An 18,107-nucleotide genomic window follows, 5' to 3' on the forward strand; every position below is an offset into this window, starting at 1 on the left:
ACTTTTGTTGTTTGTGGGGCGCGCCGGTTGGTGGCTATATCGCTATTCCGGGCCTGCGCATTACGCAAAGTTCCTCGCCCCGAAGGCCTTTCGGGCAGAAAACTAGATTATCATACCCCTAACCCCGACCAAGCCCCGAATTCCGTCGCTTCTAACAACCGCACTTCGCCCGCCGTCGTACCTTTGTGCCAGCCCGATAATCTTTTAGCGGGTCAGGCGGTTACCTTCCGTCACCCAACCCACCACGCCTGCCCTGATGATAGTTGAACCCGGCCCGCTGCTCGCGGCAATTGACTCGCCCGACGACCTCAAAAAGCTCGCCCCCGAGCAGTTAGTCCAGCTCAGCACCGAGCTGCGCGACTTTATCATCGATTCCGTCAGCATCTACGGTGGCCACTTCGGGGCCTCGCTGGGCGTGGTTGAGTTGACCGTAGCGCTGCATTACGTGTTCGATACGCCCCACGACCAGCTTATCTGGGACGTGGGCCACCAGGCTTACGGCCACAAAATCCTCACCGGCCGCCGCGAGCGTTTCCCCACTAATCGGCGCTACGGCGGCATGTCGGGCTTCCCCAAGCGCAGCGAAAGCCCCTACGATGCCTTCGGCGTGGGCCACAGCAGCACCAGCATCGGGGCGGCGCTGGGCATGGCCGTGGCCTCGGACTACAAGGGCGAATTCGACCGCCAGCACATCGCCGTAATCGGCGACGGGGCCATGACGGCCGGCATGAGCTTTGAGGCGATGAACCAGGCCGGCGTGCTCAACAACAACATGATTGTCGTGCTGAACGACAACTGCATGAGCATCGACCCCAACGTGGGCGCGCTCAAGGAATACCTTACCGATATCACTACCTCCCGCACCTACAACAAGGTGCGCGACGAGCTCTGGAATGTCCTCGGCAAGCTGAGCAAATTCGGCCCCAACCCCCAGCAGATTGCCCGCAAAGTAGAGGCCGCCATGAAGGCGACCCTGATGAAGCAGAGCAACCTGTTCGAGGCCCTGAAATTCCGCTATTTCGGCCCCGTCGATGGCCACGACGTGCAGCACCTCGTCACTATCCTCAACGACCTGAAATCCATTCCCGGCCCCAAGTTGCTGCACTGCGTGACCGTGAAGGGCAAGGGCTACGCGCTGGCGGAGAAGGACCAGACGCTGTGGCACGCGCCGGGTTTGTTCGACAAAATCACGGGCGAGATCTACAAAAAGACCCACGAGAAACCCCAGGCTCCCAAGTATCAGGACGTGTTCGGCCATACGCTGGTGGAGTTGGCCGAGGCCAACGACAAAATCATGGGCGTGACGCCGGCCATGCCCTCGGGCTCGTCGCTGAACATCATGATGGCCGCCATGCCCACCCGCGCCTTCGACGTGGGCATTGCCGAGCAGCACGCCGTCACGTTCTCAGCCGGCCTGGCTACGCAGGGGCTCATTTCATTCTGCAACATCTACTCCTCGTTCATGCAGCGGGGCTACGACCAGGTTATTCACGACGTGGCGCTGCAAAACCTGCATGTGGTGTTCTGCCTCGACCGCGCCGGCTTTGCCGGGGCCGACGGCCCCACCCACCACGGCTGCTACGACCTGGCCTTCATGCGCTGCATTCCCAACATCGTAGTATCGGCCCCGATGAACGAGCAGGAGCTGCGCAACCTGATGTACACCGCCACCCTGCCCGAAAACGCCGGCCCCTTCAGCATCCGCTACCCGCGCGGTGAGGGCGTGATGCCCGAGTGGCGCACGCCGCTCCAGCGCGTGGCCATCGGCACGGGCCGCGTGGTGCGCGAGGGCCAAGAGGGCGGTGTGGCCATCCTCAGCATCGGCCACATCGGCAACTACGCCGTGAAGGCCACCGAAACCCTGGCCGCCGAAGGCCTCGACGCGGGCCACTACGACATGCGCTTCTGCAAGCCCCTGGACGAGGAAATGCTGCGCGACGTGGCCCACCGCTACCGCGCCATCGTGACGGTGGAAGACGGCTGCCTGCCCGGCGGCTTCGGCTCGGTCGTGCTCGAATTCCTCGCCGACCATGGCTTCAACCTACCCGTCGTCCGCCTCGGCATCCCTGACCGTGTGGTGGAGCACGGCACCCAGGACGAGCTCTACAAAGAGTGCGGCTTCGATGCGGCCGGTATCGCCCAGGCCGTGCGCGAGCTGAGCGCCAAGGTGGGGAATCAAGTGCTGCAATCGTTGGTTTAAGGATTGCTACGCCGGTATATTTGCCGGATTGCGCGACGAGCGCGGCAATGTTTCTACCTAACCAACACGATTATGAAAAATGCTAATTTCCTGGCCCCGCTTCTATTGGCTGGCACCCTGCTAATGGGTTGCTCGAAAGACGACCCCACGCCGGCCCCAACTCCAACGGCTTCCACAATCAAGGTGACCGTCTCTGAAGCTGGTGCGCCGGTCTACGACCTCAACGAGGCGCACGTAATTGATGGCGGCTACCAGACCGGCTCGCCGCGCCTGAGCTTCTCGGGCAAGGTGAGTACCGGTAAAACGATGGTGCTGTATTTTACCAAAGGCACGGCCCCGGCCAGCTACACCACCAATGCCCTGACCGGCACCTTGGACGGGGTGACGGGCACCAACTTTACCGGCACAACGACCTACGACCCGCAAACCAAGCTCGTGAACGGGAGTTTTCGCGCCACCTTCCCTGTCGTTGGAGAAGTGGTAGGGACTTTCGCTGACATCCAGTTTTAAGCAGTCTCTACCCTGCCTTTGCGGCCGGGAATTGCGCAAAGAAGCCCCCGTAGCAAGCGCTGCGGGGGCTTCTTTGTGCTACTTGATGTCTAATTCGCTTTCACTGCAATAGCGTAACCGAATAGAGCGGGTGCTGCCCTGCTGAATCTTTTGCTGTAAAGAATTGAGCTGGTCCAGATGGTGCGCGCCACTTTGCGGACGGTGCCGGGGATAGCCGACACTGGCGTAAGCATACACGGTTTGGCCGGGGTTGATGATGCGGCGGTCGTAGAAATCACGGATGCTGGCCGCTAATTGATTGAGGCAATCGCCCGGGTTGGTGTTGGCTTTCGGGATGGCCGCATCGACGTGGTTTTCGGAGTTTTTGAACTCGACGAAGTATATTTTGTCGCCGCTCACCAAGGCGCAGTCGCATTTGCTGGGGTTGGAATTGTCGTAGAGGCATTGGTCGATGGCAATGAAATGTACGGCCCGCCGCTCAGCGTTGCGGACGTGCAAGTCGGCCTTCGCCAGTATCCCGGTAGTCACCACGTAGCAAGGCCCGGACCCTTCGCGCTCGGCGTGCGGGTCGTGGACGTGAAACTCGGAGTGGGTAAGTTCTTGCAGGCAGTGGGCGGTAGCGCTCAACTGCGCGACAAACGAGGTTCGCACGCGGTCAATCATTCGACTTCCAGCCCCGCGTTAATGTCGAGCAGCTTCTCGAACTCGGCCGTTTCCGCGCTCGCCGTCGAGTCCAGACCGTTGTAGCTGATGAGGCCGGTTTCGGGATTGACAATGGAGCGCACCCCGTTTTCCTTTTGCCCTTCGACGTGGTAGGCCGCAAATTCCTTGGGGTTAATCCAGCTTTCGCGGGGCACAATCTTCGCCACGTCCTCGGCCCGGTCCGGGTGGTTTTCGGCCACCTGGTAGGCGTAGAGCAACAGGTTGAAATGCGCCAGCAGGTAGGGACTGTGCGTGGTAATCGTCAGGTCGTTTTCGCCCTTAGTGCATTTCTCCACCAGCCAGTTCAGCAGCCCTTGCTGGGCCGTGGGGTAGAGGTTCAACTCCGGCTCTTCAATGATGAAGCTCTGCACCTGCTCAGTGTTGCGGCTCAGATGCTCCAGCAGCACCAGCAGCGGCGTGACGGATTGGATGCCGCTAGCGGTTTCAAGCAGCATTAATGGCTCTTCGCGCTCGGGGATTTTGATAAAGTCGCGGCCATTGATATGCAGATACCTGATATTAAGAAAAGGTATCTCAAGTTCTAAGACTTCTTTCCGAGATAATGAGAAGTCATTAGCGAATTCTAGGACTGCCTTTGGCAAGCCAATATCATCGCGCATCAAGCCAGCCCAAGAGTACTCAATAGCAGGTACAAAAACCCTTTCTGTCGGGATATAATTTATCAGACTAGGGTTAGCGTTGAAATGTTCACCTGCGATTTGATTGATTGCGGCCTCTTTAAATGCCTTCTTCATAATAGCTTCGATATGCGGATTTTCCGAAAGCCCACTTGCCATTCTATCAATGAATTCATCCAATCCCTGCGCGTTAATTAGGACATCATTTATTTCAATTTCAAGGGATAGTGGTCTGTCTACTGTGAAGTTGTTTTCAGAAGATTTCTTCCAATTAATAAACGAGTCGTGATTCTTATAATTACCAATATTGAACTGGGTTAAATCTGCATCAATAGTGACGATGCTATTAATGACTTTTACTTGACCTCCTTGTAAAATCGCCGCCAGCTTCGCCAGCGTGCTCTTCCCGCCGCCCGTCGGGCCGATGAAAACGGTGACGCGCTTGAAGTCCACGGTGGCATCTTTGATGGGGCCGAAATTCTTGACAACTAGCTGCTCGTTCATGGGATTCTCAACAATGGGACTGGCCCAAAAGTAACACGCGGCGGCCCCCGTTGCCGGGAACCGCCGCGTGGCAGGGGTAAACGAAGCTACGGGAGTTACTTCAGCGGCGGCAGGGCGGCCAGCATCGTTTTCAGACCTGCTTCGGCATCGTTGCCGAGGTTCACGCGCAGGGTGCGGCGGCCGTTGTCGAGCAGGGCCTGCAGGTCGCCGAGGGCTTGGGCATTCTTGAACGTGCCGAAGGTGTAGGGGCGGCCGGGCAGGGCCAGGTCCTGCGGGTTGTCGTCGGTGAACTGGATGAACAGGCCCGTGTTAGGGCCGCCTTTGTGGTACTGGCCGGTGCTGTGCAGGAAGCGCGGGCCGTAGCCCGAGGTAGTGGCCAGGTGCAGCTCCTGCATCACGCGCTGGCGCAGGGCCAGCAGGCTGGCGCTCACGGCGGGCGTTTCGGTGAGGTAGGCTTGCAGGCACACGAAATCGCCGGGCTTCGCTTGCGCGAAGAAGGCTTTGAGCACGCCGGTCGCGCCATCGCCGTGGGCGGCAGTGTAGTAATCCACGCCGTTTTCGCTGGCGGCAGGGGCTTCGGTTTCGGGCAGCTTGCCTTCGGTTTCCACGGCCTTCATCAGCTTATCGGTGGCCGTTTTGGCGGCCTGCACGTTGGGCTGGTCGAAGGGGTTAATCTGGAACACGGCGCTGGCCACGGCCGTGGCCACTTCCCAGCGGTAGAACTCCTGGCCGAGGTCGAAGGCATCCGCCATCAGCAGGGTGATAATGGGGTGGCCGGCGGCGGCCAGGGCGGCCAGCTTGCTGGTGTTGGCCTCGTCGGCCTGGCCCTTGTAGCCTACGTACACAAACACGCGGTCGGTGCCATAGATGCCGGGCTCACCCAGCGGCTCGCCGGCCACGGGCAGGATGCCCTTGCCTTCTTTGCCGGTGCTTTCGGCGATGAGCTGCTCCAGCCACAGGCCGAGGTCGTGCAGGGCCTCGGGCACCACGATGGTGAGCTTGTCGCGGCCCTGCGCGGCCAGCACGCCCAGGGCAGTGCCGAATTCGAGGCCGGGGTTTTTATCCGTCGGGCCGTAGGCTCCGCAGGCGCGCATCATCAGAATGGCGCGTTCCAGAATCTCGCCGATTGGCAGGCCGTAGAGGGCTGCCGGCACCAGGCCGAAGTAGGTGAGGGCCGAGAACCGGCCGCCCACCTCGGGGAAGTTGAGGAAGATGCGGCGGTACTTGGCGGCCGTGGCATCGGTCACGAACTTGGAGCCGGGGTCGGTGATGGCCACGAAGTTTTCGCCGGCCTGGTCGCCCTTGATTTCCTTCATCTTGGCGTAGAAATAGTCGCCGAAAGCCAGCGGCTCGGCCGTGGTGCCGGATTTGCTGGCCACGATGAACAGCGTCTCCGCCAGCGGCAGCTCCGCTTCGATGGCCCGCACCGCGCCGGGGTCGGTGGTGTCGAGCACCGACATCGGCAGGCCGTTTTCGCCTTTTGCAAATGCAGATTTGAACACGATGGGGGCCATCGTGCTGCCGCCCATGCCCATCACCACGACGTGCTTGAAGCCAGCGGCCTGTACCTCATGCACGAACTGCTCGATTTCAGTTACCGCGCCGACCATCGTTTCGGCCACGCGCAGCCAGCCCATGTAGCTGCGGATGCTGTGCCGGCCGGCCTCGTCGGCCGTCCACAAATCAGCTTTCTTGTCCCAGAAACCGTGCACAAAATTATCGGCCTTGAACTTGGCAATCTGCGCATCCACGGCGGGCTGGTACTGGCCCAGCTCCATTTTGGAGTCGTCCACCTGGGCTTCCACGGCCAGGGCGCGCTTCTTCTCAATGGACTGCATCAGCTTGGCGAAGGGCTCCTTGAACTTGGTCGCGCCGTCTTCTTCGAGGTGCTGGGTCAGCGCTTCGAGGTTAAGGCCGAGCTCGGGCAGGTGGGCCAGCACTTCTTTGGAGTGCTCCAGATTGTCTTCGATGGTTACGGCCACCTTGCCGCTTTTGCCGAACAGGTCCAGCGTTTCCACCGGCACGGTATTCACCGTGTGCGGGCCGATGAGGCCGTCGACGTAGCGCAGGTTGTCGTATTTGGGGTTTTTGTTGCCGGTGCTGGCCCACAGCAGGCGCTGGGTGGGGGCACCTTTTTCAGCCAGAGCTTCCCAGCGCGGACCCGAGAAAATCTCCTTGTAAATCTGGTAGGCCTGCTTGGCGCTGGCAATGGCCACTTCGCCCACGAGGCTTTCGGCGAGCTTGCCTTTCTCGCCGCCTTCGGTCGCGATTTTCTCCAACTGCGGGTCAATCAGCACGTCGATGCGGCTGAGGAAGAAGCTGGCCACCGAGTCGATGCGGGCCAGCGGCTCGCCTTTCGCGGCGCGGTCTTCGAGGCCGGCGATGAAGGCTTCGGCCACCAGGCGGTAGCGCTCCAGGCCAAAAATCAGGGTTACGTTTACGTTCACGCCTTCCGAAATGAGGCGGCGGATGGCGGGCAGGCCTTCGAGCGTGGCCGGCACTTTTATCATCACGTTGGGGCGGTTCACGGCTTTCCACAGGGCCAGGGCCTCGGCGATGGTGCCTTCGGTGTCGTTCACCAACTCGGGCGATACTTCGAGGCTCACGTAGCCGTCGGAGCCGTGGTCGGGGCCGTCGTAGAGCGGGCGGAACAGGTCGGTAGCTGCCTGCACGTCGGATACGGCCAGGTTGGTGTAGATTTCGTCGGTGGTTTTGCCCTGCAAAGCCAGTGCCTTGATGGCCGAATCATAGTCGGCGGTGTCGCCGATGGACTTAGCGAAAATGGCCGGGTTCGAGGTTACGCCGCGCAGAGCTTCGTCGCTGATGCGGCGCTGGAGCTTGCCGTCGATGATGATGGGGCGGCTGATAAAGTCCAGCCACAGGCTTTGGTCGAACTGGCGGATGTCAACGAGAGGGTTCATGGAGTCGCAATTGGTTCAGATGGGGCCAAAGGTCCGGAAAGACGGGCGTTGTTGTACCGTTCCGGGTGGCGTAATTATGGAATCTGCGTTAAAAAATTACTTCCTTCTACGGCAAACTGCCGGGTTAGAACCGGGCCGCCGCGCAATCGTTGCGGCACTTCTACTAGCTTTACGCCCTGTAGCGCTACCTATCTCCGTATTAAAATGGCCGGACGCCGCCCTTCTTCCAACCCCGCCGACGCGGCCCACAGCCCCGTTTCCATGGCCGATTTGGCCCGGGAGCTGGGCGTGTCGATGACCACGATTTCGCGGGCGCTGAGCGACCACCACAGCATCGGGCCGGCCACCAAGCAGGCTGTGCTCAAGCTGGCCAAAAAGCTGAACTACCAGCCCAACCGCATGGCTTCATCCCTGCGCAAGGGCACCAGCACGCTGCTGGGCGTGATTGTGCCCTACATCGAAGGGCGCTTTTTTGCCTCGGTAGTCCACGGCATCGAAACCGCCGCCAGCAAGGCCGGCTACAGCGTCATCATCTGCCAGTCGAACGAAGATGTGGCCCAGGAACGCAAGAACCTCGAAACGCTGCTCAGCGCGCAGGTGGCGGGTATTTTGGTGTCGGTGTCACGCACCACGCTCGATTTCCGGCACTTCGACAAAGTGCGCAAGCGGGGCGTGCCGCTGGTGTTTTTCGACCGCCTGCTGGAGGGCGAAAGCGTGAATGCCGTGGTGTTCAACGACCAGGACGGGGCCTTCCAGGCCACCCGCCATTTGCTGGAGCAGGGCTGCCGCCGCGTGGCGCACCTGGCCGGCCCGCAGCACCTCAACATCTACCGCAACCGCCGCCAGGGTTACCTCGATGCGCTGCAAAGCCAAGGCATCGCCCCGGACGAAAGCTTAATTATCGACTGCGACATGACCCTGGAAGGCGGCCAGGAATGCATGAAGCAGCTGCTGGCCCTGCCCAAACCGCCCGATGCCGTGTTCGCGGCCGGCGACTCAGCCATTCTCGGTGCATTGCAGGTGCTGAAAAGCCGGGGGCTGCGCGTGCCGCAGGAGGTGGCCCTGGCCGGCTTCAGCAACGAGGCCCTGACCATGGTGGCCGAGCCCAACCTCACCTCCGTGGACCAGCGTTGCGAGGAAATGGGCCAGGCCGCCTTCCGCCTCTTCACCGATTTGGTGGCGGCCGAGGGCACGGCATTTTCGCAGCGGCAGGTGGTGTTGCAGCCGCAGTTGTTCGTGCGGGAATCGTCGCTGCGGCGGGCAGAACAGGGCGGGAAATAAATAAGGAGGCAAAAAGGAGGGGCGTTACTTTTGCCTCTATGACGCCCGCCTCCAACCCATCCACCATCGTTTTCCTCCACGGTTTTGCCGAAAGCCGCGAGGTGTGGACCGACTTCACCCGCGCCTTCCCCGACGGCTACCGGCTGCTGGCCCCCAACCTGCCCGGCCACGGCACCAACCTGGCCCCAGTGCCCGATTTTTCGATGGAAGCGCAGGCCCGCCACGTCATCGACTACCTCAACCAGAAAGGCTGCCCCGACCCGGTGCTGCTGGTCTGCCACAGCATGGGCGGCTACGTGGCCCTGGCCCTGGCCGAGCGCTGGCCCCAGCGCGTGGCCGGCCTGGCGCTCATCAACTCCACGGCCCTGCCCGATACCGATGAGAAGCGCCAGAACCGCGAAAAGAACATCAGCTTCGTGGAGCGCCACGGCGTGGGCAAGTTCATGGAGTCGTTCGTGCGCCCGCTCTTCGCCCCCACCAACCGCGACAAGCTGACCGACGCCCGCGGCCTGCTGGAGGAAATTGGCAAGGCCACGCCGGCCAGTACCATCACCGGGGCGCTGCGCGGCATGGCCGCCCGCCCGGAGCGCACCCAGGTGCTGGCCAAAGCCCCCTTCCCGGTGCTGCTGGTGGCCGGCAAGCACGACGTGGCCGTGCATTTCGACGATGCCGTGCGCCAGGCCGCCCTGCCGCCGGTGGGCTCGGCGCTGTTTCTGGAAGGCAGCGGGCACCTCTCGTACCTGGAGCAGCCTGAAGTCACGCGTCGGGCCGTGCTGGCGCTGGCGGCGGCGGTGTTTGGGCGGTAGGAAGTAGCCGGCAGCAGCGCTTTGGCACCAGTGAAGCGTATTTATTTCCTGCGCCAGCTTTATGATTTGGGATAATTCGGGATGGCAGTCTGACTAAGCTAAACAATTGGCAGACTTGCGGCTTAACTTCGCGCGCTTTTTTAGTTAAGCTTTATCGCAAAATTTATTTATTCATTTTAATGAGATTTTTCTTTTTACTGTCGGGCCTGCTGATGGGCCTTGCCGGGCCACTCATGGCCCAACCCCTGGCTCCGGCTACCGACCCGATTGCTATTGCCGCAACCCCCACTGCCGCCCCACTGCCGCCCGAACTCAAGCCGCACGGCAGCCTGTATTTCAGCTGGGGCTACAACCGCGATTGGTACACGCGCAGCGACATCCGCTTCAAAAACACCAAAACCGACAACTACGACTTCACTTTCGTGAACGCGCACGCCAGCGACAAGCCCGATTTCAAGGATTTCTGGCGGTTCAATTCCTGGACCATCCCGCAGTATGATATGACGCTGGGCTACCTGTTTCACGACAAGCACAACCTGGGCATCGAAGCGAGCTGGAACCACCTCAAGTACGTGGTCGATGACAACCAGATTATCCACGTCCGGGGCCAGATTCGGGGGCGCTACCTCGATAAAGATACGCTGGTGACGCCCGATTTCGTACACCTCCAGCACACCAACGGCAACAACTACCTCATGATAAACCTGGTGAAACACAAGGTGCTATGGGACCGTCGCCTTCTGAAAGTGAGCGCCGTGGGTAAGGTGGGAGCCGGCCCCATGATTTCCTATACCATTTCCACCGTGCTGGGCAACCACCAGGAGGGGCCGTTCCATTACCACGGCCTGGTGGTGGGCACCAGCGTGGGCCTGAAGGCGGATATTCTCCGCTATTTCTTCCTGCAAACCGACATCCAAGGGGCCTTCGCCGACTACACCAACACCTTCCTCGGCGACGACCGGCAGGGACGCGCCACCCACGTTTTCGGGTCGCTGCAAGCCATCTGGGCCTTCGGGTTCAATGTGCCGCTGTAGCTACGCCGTCTGTCATTGCGAGTGGAGCGCAGCGCAACGCGGCAATCCGTCTTGGCAGAACCAAGCTATTCTCTTTTACCAGAAAGCCCCAATACGTAACAGTATCGGGGCTTTTCGTTGTTAAAAAAGGCTTCGTCACATCTTGGGGTTGGTCGCATCGAGAGGACGGATTGCCACGGCCTACGGCCTCGTAATGACAGACGGCGCGGCTACACCAGCCCGCTCATTCGCTCGAAGCCCGTGCCCAGAATGGCCGTGTCGTCGGCCCCGAGCCAGTCTTTGAGTATGCTGGCGTAGATGCTGCGGAAGTCGACCTGGTGGCGCAGGTCGCCCTGGTCGAGGTTCACGAGGTCGGGAGCGTTGTTAATTACGCCTTTTTTCTGGAGCGCACCGCCGGCCAGGAACACGTTGTTGGCCGTGCCGTGGTCGGTGCCGTTGCTGGCGTTCTGGCCCACGCGCCGACCGAACTCACTGAATACCAGTACTAGCGTGTTGTTCCACTGGTCGTGCTGGCGCAGGTCGTCGGCCAAGGCGGCGAGGCCGTCGCCGAGGTCGTTGAAGAGGCGCTGCTGCTGCTCGTGCTGGCGGACGTGGGTGTCGAAGCCGCTCAGGGCCAGGTAATACACCCGGGATTCCACACCGGAATTGATAAGCTCGGCGGTGGTTTTCAGGTTTTTGCCGAAGTCAGAATTCGGGTACGTCACGGCCGACTTGTAGATTTTAGATTTGTCGTACAGATAATCGGCCGAAGACGCGGTTTCGGCCAGCGTCTTATACAGGTAATCGACTTGCTCCTGATGAGCGGGCGCGGTTTCTTTGCTCACCTTGGCCAGCAGGCGGTTCTGACTGATTTGGTGGAATTTATCGGGGTTTTTTAGGGCTAGGCCCTTGCGCTGGCCGCCTTTCAGGGCCAGGCTCAGCGTGTCGTCGATTTCGAGCGCGTTGTAGGGGCGCTGGCAATCGGGGCAGCTGGAGTCGAGGTAGCGGCCCAGCCAGCCGGTGCTCACCACTTGGTCGGAGCCCGAGCCGGACTGCCAGATGTCCATCGAGCGGAAGTGCGAGCGGTCGGGGTTGGGGTAGCCCACCGAGTTCAGCACGGCTAGTTGGCCCTGGTCGTACAGGCCTTTCAGACCCTTCAACGCCGGGTGCAGGCCCATGTCTTTATCCAACGCCAGAATACCCTCGGATTCTTTGATGCTGAGCGTGGGCCTGGCCTTGTAATACAGGTCGTTGCGATAGGGGATGACGGTATTCAGCCCATCATTGCCCCCGCTGAGCTGCACCACAATGAGGCGGCGTGCCCCGGTGGCATCGCGCAGGCCGGCCAGCCCCGGTCCTCGGTCCAGGGCGTGCAGAAACTTGGGCACCAGCAGTAAGGTGCTGGCTAAAGCGGAGGTACGGAGAAATTCGCGGCGGGTGGAAGCCATAGCTATATCGGGAAGGAGGGAGGTTATGCCAGTTGATATTCGGGCAGGCTGAGCAGGCTCACCAGCGTGGCCCGCAGCGCTTCTGCCGGTTCTTTTTGCTGGGCGGCCTGCTGCACCAACTGTAAGTTTTCGGGCCGGATGCTGGCTTGCAGCAGGAAGCCGCTGAGCTTTTCGGGTTGCTGGGCGACGGGCGTTGCCCCCAACAGCTGTTGCAGCGGGGCCAGGGGCAGGTGGGCCCCCGCGCCGGGCCGCACGGTGCGCTCGGCCTTGGTCTGGTTGGGGGCAATGTCGTTTTCGTCCTGCTTCAGGGCCACGGCAAACTCAGCGTTTCGAAACAGGATGGCCGGCAGCTGCAGGCGCAGCAGTAGCGACGAGGAGTCAATCCAATTGCGGCCGCCGGGCCAGCCGGCCACGTTGGGCGGCTGAAACAGCGTCTGGCCCAAGGCGCGCTGGTAGCCCAGCAGCGGCTGGGCGTTGTCCACCTTCACGTTCAGGGTGCGGCGGATGCCGGCCAGCAGCTCCACCGGGCTCTTGATGTGGGTGCCCATGTTGGCCGGCTCGTAGAACCAATCGGCCGAAAACAGGCGCTCCATGAGGTCGGCAATGTCGTAGCCGCTTTTGCGGAAGGCCACCGCCAGCGGCTCGATGTGCGCCGGGTTGGGCACCTCGTTCACGAAGAAGCGGTAGATTTTGGTGGTCAGGAAGGTAGCGGCGGCGGGCTGCGCCAGAATGTGCGTCAGTACGTCCTCACCATTCAGGTTGCCGGTTTTGCCCAGGAAGGTTTTGGTCCCGGCATCGTGCTCGCGCTCCCGGAATTTGAAGTTGCTCTGGTAATCGTAGCCCCAGCCGGTGAACGCCCGGGCGGCTTCCTTCACATCGGTTTCGGAGTAGTTGCCGCGGCCCAGCGTGAACAGCTCCATCACCTCACGGGCGAAGTTTTCGTTGGGGTGCTCCTTGCGGTTCTGCTGGTTGTTCAGGAACTGGAGCATGGCCGGCTCCCGGCTCACGGCCAGCAGCAGGTCCGGGAATTTGCCCAAGGCGTATTGGCGGGTGGTGTTGTGCAAGCGCAAGGCAGCATCGGGCTGGCGCACCCGGCAGGCAAAGTGCCCGTGCCAGAACAGCGTCATCTTCTCGCGCAGCTGGGCCGGGGAGGTAGCCATGCGCTCCATCCAGGCCGTGCTCATGTTGTTGAAGGCGTCGCGGATGCCTTCGTTCTGCATCTTGCGCTGCGCGGGCGTGAGGTCGGCGCGGCGCAGGCGGGGCACGCCGGCCGCAATGGTGCCGCCCTTGAAAGCGGCGCGGGGCCGCATGGCGGCCACGGGCGCGGCCGGTGCGCCGGGCGCTGCGGGCTGGTCGGGCGTGGTTACCATGCCATTGGGCACGGGGTTGTTTTTGGTTGAGGCCGGGTCGGTCATCACCATGCCCTGCGGGTCGGCGAAGTTCAGACTGGGACCGGCGAGGGGCTCGTATTGCGCTGAATCGTGCAGCAGCTGGCGCAGGGCTTTGCGCGGGCTGAGGCCGGCGGCCACATCCTGGGGGCGCGGGCCGAAGCCGGCGCGCCAGTACAGGTGTTGCAATTGCTGGATGCTGTTCATGCCTTTAAGACGCGAACCAGCGGGCGGGGTTTAATAGGGGACGGATTGGGGCCAACGTTAGAAACGCCGTCATGCTGAGCGCAGCCGAAGCATTTCTACCAAGGAAGTAACTGATTACTCTTCGCGGTAGAGATGCTTCGGCTGCGCTCAGCATGACGGCCTTTTATTCCTCATTAAGCCGAAGGCGTTTAAAACCGCGCCCCCAGCACCACTGTCTTCTTGTATTCGCGCTTTTCGCCGCTGGTGGGGCGGAAGAGCTCGACTAGCAGAATGTAGTAGCCCACGGCCGCTTTGTGGCCCCGGTCATCGATGCCGTCCCACTGGATGAAGCCGTTGGTGGGAAGCGTTTCGTTGCGGGTGAGGCGGCGCGTGAGGCGGCCCAGGGCGTCGTACACCGTCACGCTGGCGGCGTAGCCGGGCGCGTCGAGGTGGTAGTTGAGGGCGACAAAATCCTGCTGGCCGTCATCATCGGGGGTGAAGACTTCGGGTGTTACGGTGAGCTCCTGGTTGCCGCCGGCCTCGTCCTGGGCCTGCGAGTTGGGGCGGCCGGGCGTGGCGTAACCCACCGCGCTGGCCGCCGAGTGGAAGTTGCTGGCCAGTGTCGGTCCGTTGGTGCGGATGCGCTCCAGCGACACGCCATCTTGAGTAGCCAGTAGGCTTAGGTGCAGCGCTTTGCTGTAGGCAAAGCGGTCGATTTCTGCCTTGTTGCCGTCGATTAGCACTGCCGTGCCCACATCCGGAAAGGTGGGCAGGCCGGGAATCTGAACCAGATTGGCCGCGTCGCTGCTGGTGGGGTATTGTGCCGTGATAATGGCCGTACTGGTGCTGAACGCCAAAATCTGGCCCGGGGCCAGCAGCAGCGGCCCGGTGCTGAGCACGTTGCCATCCACGCTGGCATCCGATTTCAAACTCCCGATTTGCCAGCCCTGCAAGTCGATGAATTTGGCGCTACGGTTGATAATTTCCACGAACCGCACGGCGCTCACGCGGGGGTTAAACAGCAGCTCGTTTATCACCACATCGCCGCTCACGGCTGTTTCGGGCAGGGCGAAAGTGGCGGGTTGCAGCACGCCGCTGGCGTTGCCGGCGCAGTCGGTGGCCGTTTGCACGGTGAGGGTGACGGGCCGGCTGGGCGACAGCGCGGCGGCCAGCGTGAGGTCGACCTGCCGGAAATCCGGCCCCACGGGTGCGGCCCGCGTGATGGCCGGGCCGGGCGCGGCCAGCGCGTAGCGGCTCACGGTGGCCGCCGTGGTGCTGTCCAGTTTTTCGGAGAAATAGGCGCGCACGGTGGTGGCATTCAAGGCCACGGCGCGCAGCAGGGCGGGGGCCAGGGCATCGGCATTGACGGCGCGCACCGAGTTGGCGCGGCCGGGCGTACCGCCGCTGGCATCGGTGCTGGCGGTCCAGTTCTCGGCTCCGGCGCAGAAGTTGTTGGTATCAATCATTTCCAGGCTCCACCCGCCGTCCTTCTTCTTGATGTCGCGGTACCAGGCATCGGAATACGTCACCTCGAACAGCGTACGGCCGTCCGCCCCGCGCAGAATGAGCTGGTCGCCGCCGTTGCTGAGCGAGGGAAAGCTGGTGGGGCCGTACACCTTGCCGTACTGGGCAAAATCGGCGGTGTGCGTACTGCCGCAAACGACGGCGTACTGGCCGGGGGCCAGCCGGGCGGTATCAGCAAAAACGGCCACGGTGGTGGTGCTGCCCTTGCCCAGGCGCACCCCACGCAGGCTGATGGTCTTGGTAAGGCTACGATTGTAAATCTCCAGGTATTCAAACAGTGGCAAACCTACCTGTGGGGTCTCATCGGCAAAAATCTCGCTGATAATCAAATCCCCAATCAATGGTGTTACGGGCGGGGCCACGGTGGCCGTTTGCAGCGGGCCGCTCACGTTGCCCACGCAGTCGGATGCCAGCTGCACGGTGGCGCGGATGACGGACGTGGTGGCCACGGCGGCAGCCAGGCCGAGGTCGACCTGCCGGAAATCGGGGCCAATGGGCGTGGCACTGATGATGGCGGGTGCGGGCGCGGCCAGCGCGTAGCGGGCCACGTTGCTCACCGAGGCGCTGTCCAGCTTTTCCGAAAATGTGAGGCGCAGCGTGATAGCATTGGGCAGCTCGGCGCGAAGCAGGGTGGGGGCCTGGGTGTCGGCGTTGGTGGCGCGGGCGGCGTTGACGCGGCCGGGGGTTCCGCCGGTGGGGTCGGTGCTGGCAATCCAGTTGCTGGCCCCGGCGCAGTAGTTGTTGGTGTCAATCATTTCCAGGCTCCAGCCGCCGTCTTTTTTGATGACGTCACGGTACCAGGTGTCCGAGTAAGCTACCTCAAACAGCGTGTGGCCGTCCGCCCCGCGCAGCACCAGCTGGTCGCCGGCATTGGTGAGCGAGGGGAAGTTGGTGGGGCCGTACACCTTGCCGTATTGGGCAAAATCGGCGAGGTGGGTGCTGCCGCACACGATGGCATATTGGCCTGGAGCCAGCCGGGCGGTATCAGCAAAGGCGGCGAAAGTGGTGGTGGTGGTTTTGCCCATGCGCACCCCGCGCAGGCTGATGGTTTTGGTGAGGCTGCGGTTGTAAATCTCCAGATATTCAAACAAAGGCAAACCGACCTGTGGGGTTTCATCGGCAAAAATCTCGCTGATAATCAAATCGCCCACTACCGGGGCCACGGGCGGGGCCACAGTGGCGGTTTGCAGACTGCCGCTCACGTTGCCTACGCAGTCAGAGGCCATCTGCACGGTGACGCTGATGACGGCTGTAGTCGAAACGGCGGTGCCCAGCGTGAGGTCGACCTGGCGAAAATCGGGCCCGATGGGCGTGACCCGGGTGATGGGGTTGGCCGGCGCGAGGGAGTAGCGGGCCACGTTGCTCACTGAGGCGCTGTCCAGCTTTTCGGAGAAGGTGAGGCGCAGCGTGGTGGTGCCGGGCAGCTCAGCGCGGAGCAGGCGGGGGGCCTGGGCGTCGGCGTTGGTGGCGCGGGCGGCGTTGACGCGGCCGGGGGTGCCGCCGGTGGGGTCGGTGCTGGCAATCCAGTTGCTGGCCCCGGCGCAGTAGTTGTTGGTGTCAATCATTTCCAGGCTCCAGCCGCCGTCTTTTTTGATGGCGTCGCGGTACCAAGTGTCCGAGTAAGCCACCTCAAACAGCGTGCGGCCGTCGCGCCCGCGCAGCACCAGCTGGTCGCCGGCATTGGTGAGCGAGGGGAAGTTGGTGGGGCCGTACACCTTCACGCCCGGCGTGGCAAATTGGCTGATGCGGGTGCTGCCGCACACCACGGCGTACTGGCCGGGCAGCAGTTTGGCCGTGTCGGCAAAGGTGGCGAAGGTGGTATTACCGGTTTTGCCCAGGCGCACGCCGCGTAAACTCAGGGTTTTGGTGAGGCTACGGTTGTAAATCTCCACGTATTCGGAGAGCGGCAGGCCCACCTGCGGGGTTTCATCGGCAAATATCTCGCTGATAATCAGGTCGCCGAAAGCCGGGGGCATGGGCAGGGACGTGAAGGCGGCCGTGAGCGGCCCGGCCGCCACGTTGCCATAAAGGTCAGCCACGTTGCGAACTTCCAGCACGCTCTGGGCCGGGAAATCGGCGGCAAAGGCCAAGCGCACCACGGCCGGATTGATGGCCGAGAGCTGGGCCGAAACCGGCACCGCGCCGTTTTGCAGGCGGTAGTTGGCGGGCAGGCCGGCGCTGGCGGCGGCCACGGCTTCGTTGAAAACCACGTCGACCTGCCGGGCATCGGCCGGCACGGCGCGGGCGAGGAGCGGGGCCGTGGCATCGGTCACCACGAAGTCATCGAAGTAGAAGTTGCGGTTGTTGGCCGCGGAATAGAGCAGCGATACGCCCACGGCCACGCTGCGCTGGTAGGTGGCATCGGTGGGCTGGGCGGCCTCGGCCACGAAGGCGCGGTTGCCGGTGAGGTCGCGCTCCAGGGTCCAGACGTTGGCCGTGCTGCGGGTCACGCGCACGCGCACCACGTTGTTGGTGGCGCTGGCCAGGGTGCCGTCGAGGCCGTCGATGACGAGCACAGCGGTTTTAGTTGAGTCCTTGCGGAACAGGCTCACCTCATCGGGCGTGCCGCCGAGGCGCACGAAATAGCCCGAGTTGTTGGTGGCGCGCAGGTCGGTTTGCGACGCCAGCAGCCACACATCGGCCAGGTTGCCCGAGCTGGTGCCCAGCTTCAGATTGGCCCAGAATTCCCACACGGTGCCGGTGCTGGCCTGGCAGGGCGTGCTGAGCTGGATGGCGCTGCCCGTCACGGCCGGGCCGTTGCTTTGCAGGATTTGGGTGTTCACCTGAAAACTGGCCGCGTCGCCGGTCCAGGTAGGATTGGCGGTGAAGTTGCCGTCGGTGAAATTGTCGGCCAGCTGGGCGTGGGCGAGGCCCGGTAGGAACAGGAGCAGGAAGTAAAGGTGTTTCAGCAAGGGGGCGCAGAAGAAAGTGAAGCCGGCAAAATGCGGACGCGGCGTCTAAAGTAGTCGATTTCTGGCGACATTTG

11 protein-coding genes are annotated in these 18,107 nt (G+C 62.2%); 5 read left to right on the forward strand and 6 right to left on the reverse strand.

Features of this window, described 5'->3' with window-relative positions; all coding sequences use genetic code 11:
- Window positions 1-256 precede the first annotated feature (256 nt).
- On the forward strand, window positions 257-2,200 hold the full coding sequence (dxs, locus tag ACVWYF_RS22020) for a 1-deoxy-D-xylulose-5-phosphate synthase (protein ID WP_457072270.1): 1,944 nt from the start codon (window positions 257-259) through the stop codon (window positions 2,198-2,200).
- A gap of 72 nt (window positions 2,201-2,272) precedes the next feature.
- The gene (locus tag ACVWYF_RS22025) at window positions 2,273-2,710 is read left to right on the forward strand and encodes a hypothetical protein (RefSeq protein WP_457072273.1); all 438 of its coding nucleotides are present in this window, start codon (window positions 2,273-2,275) and stop codon (window positions 2,708-2,710) included.
- Between the two features lie 78 nt (window positions 2,711-2,788).
- Here the strand turns inward: ACVWYF_RS22025 and ACVWYF_RS22030 are convergent, their stop codons facing one another.
- The 3 genes from ACVWYF_RS22030 to ACVWYF_RS22040 form a co-directional block, all read right to left on the reverse strand.
- Window positions 2,789-3,337, reverse strand: a complete 549-nt coding sequence (locus tag ACVWYF_RS22030) for a hypothetical protein (protein ID WP_457072276.1) — start codon at window positions 3,335-3,337, stop codon at window positions 2,789-2,791.
- 32 nt (window positions 3,338-3,369) lie between these two features.
- Window positions 3,370-4,554 (reverse strand): AAA family ATPase, encoded by a 1,185-nt coding sequence (locus ACVWYF_RS22035; RefSeq protein WP_457072279.1) that lies wholly within the window; start codon window positions 4,552-4,554, stop codon window positions 3,370-3,372.
- A 95-nt stretch (window positions 4,555-4,649) separates the two neighbouring features.
- Window positions 4,650-7,475: a bifunctional transaldolase/phosoglucose isomerase gene (locus ACVWYF_RS22040; protein ID WP_457072282.1), complete on the reverse strand. Its 2,826-nt coding sequence runs from the start codon at window positions 7,473-7,475 to the stop codon at window positions 4,650-4,652.
- 204 nt (window positions 7,476-7,679) lie between these two features.
- On the opposite strand from ACVWYF_RS22040, the gene ACVWYF_RS22045 reads away from it, so the two are divergent.
- The 3 genes from ACVWYF_RS22045 (at window position 7,680) to ACVWYF_RS22055 (ending at window position 10,596) form a co-directional block, all read left to right on the forward strand.
- Complete coding sequence (locus tag ACVWYF_RS22045; protein ID WP_457072285.1) at window positions 7,680-8,756, forward strand: LacI family DNA-binding transcriptional regulator; 1,077 nt, start codon at window positions 7,680-7,682, stop codon at window positions 8,754-8,756.
- Window positions 8,757-8,794: 38 nt separating this feature from the next.
- Window positions 8,795-9,562 carry an alpha/beta fold hydrolase gene (locus tag ACVWYF_RS22050; RefSeq protein WP_457072288.1) on the forward strand — a complete coding sequence of 256 codons (768 nt, stop codon included), beginning with the start codon at window positions 8,795-8,797 and terminating at the stop codon, window positions 9,560-9,562.
- A gap of 179 nt (window positions 9,563-9,741) precedes the next feature.
- Window positions 9,742-10,596: a hypothetical protein gene (locus ACVWYF_RS22055; protein ID WP_457072290.1), complete on the forward strand. Its 855-nt coding sequence runs from the start codon at window positions 9,742-9,744 to the stop codon at window positions 10,594-10,596.
- A gap of 209 nt (window positions 10,597-10,805) precedes the next feature.
- Here ACVWYF_RS22055 and ACVWYF_RS22060 read toward each other — a convergent pair whose 3' ends face one another.
- The 3 genes from ACVWYF_RS22060 to ACVWYF_RS22070 all read right to left on the reverse strand — a co-directional run bounded on the left by ACVWYF_RS22060 (window position 10,806) and on the right by ACVWYF_RS22070 (window position 18,033).
- Window positions 10,806-12,023 carry a DUF1501 domain-containing protein gene (locus tag ACVWYF_RS22060; protein ID WP_457072292.1) on the reverse strand — a complete coding sequence of 406 codons (1,218 nt, stop codon included), beginning with the start codon at window positions 12,021-12,023 and terminating at the stop codon, window positions 10,806-10,808.
- A 23-nt stretch (window positions 12,024-12,046) separates the two neighbouring features.
- Window positions 12,047-13,618 (reverse strand): DUF1800 domain-containing protein, encoded by a 1,572-nt coding sequence (locus tag ACVWYF_RS22065; protein WP_457072294.1) that lies wholly within the window; start codon window positions 13,616-13,618, stop codon window positions 12,047-12,049.
- Between the two features lie 188 nt (window positions 13,619-13,806).
- Entirely contained in the window at window positions 13,807-18,033 is a 4,227-nt protein-coding gene (locus ACVWYF_RS22070) for a lamin tail domain-containing protein (RefSeq protein WP_457072296.1), read from the reverse strand.
- Window positions 18,034-18,107 lie beyond the last annotated feature (74 nt).

It is taken from the genome of Hymenobacter sp. UYAg731 (genome assembly GCF_054061335.1).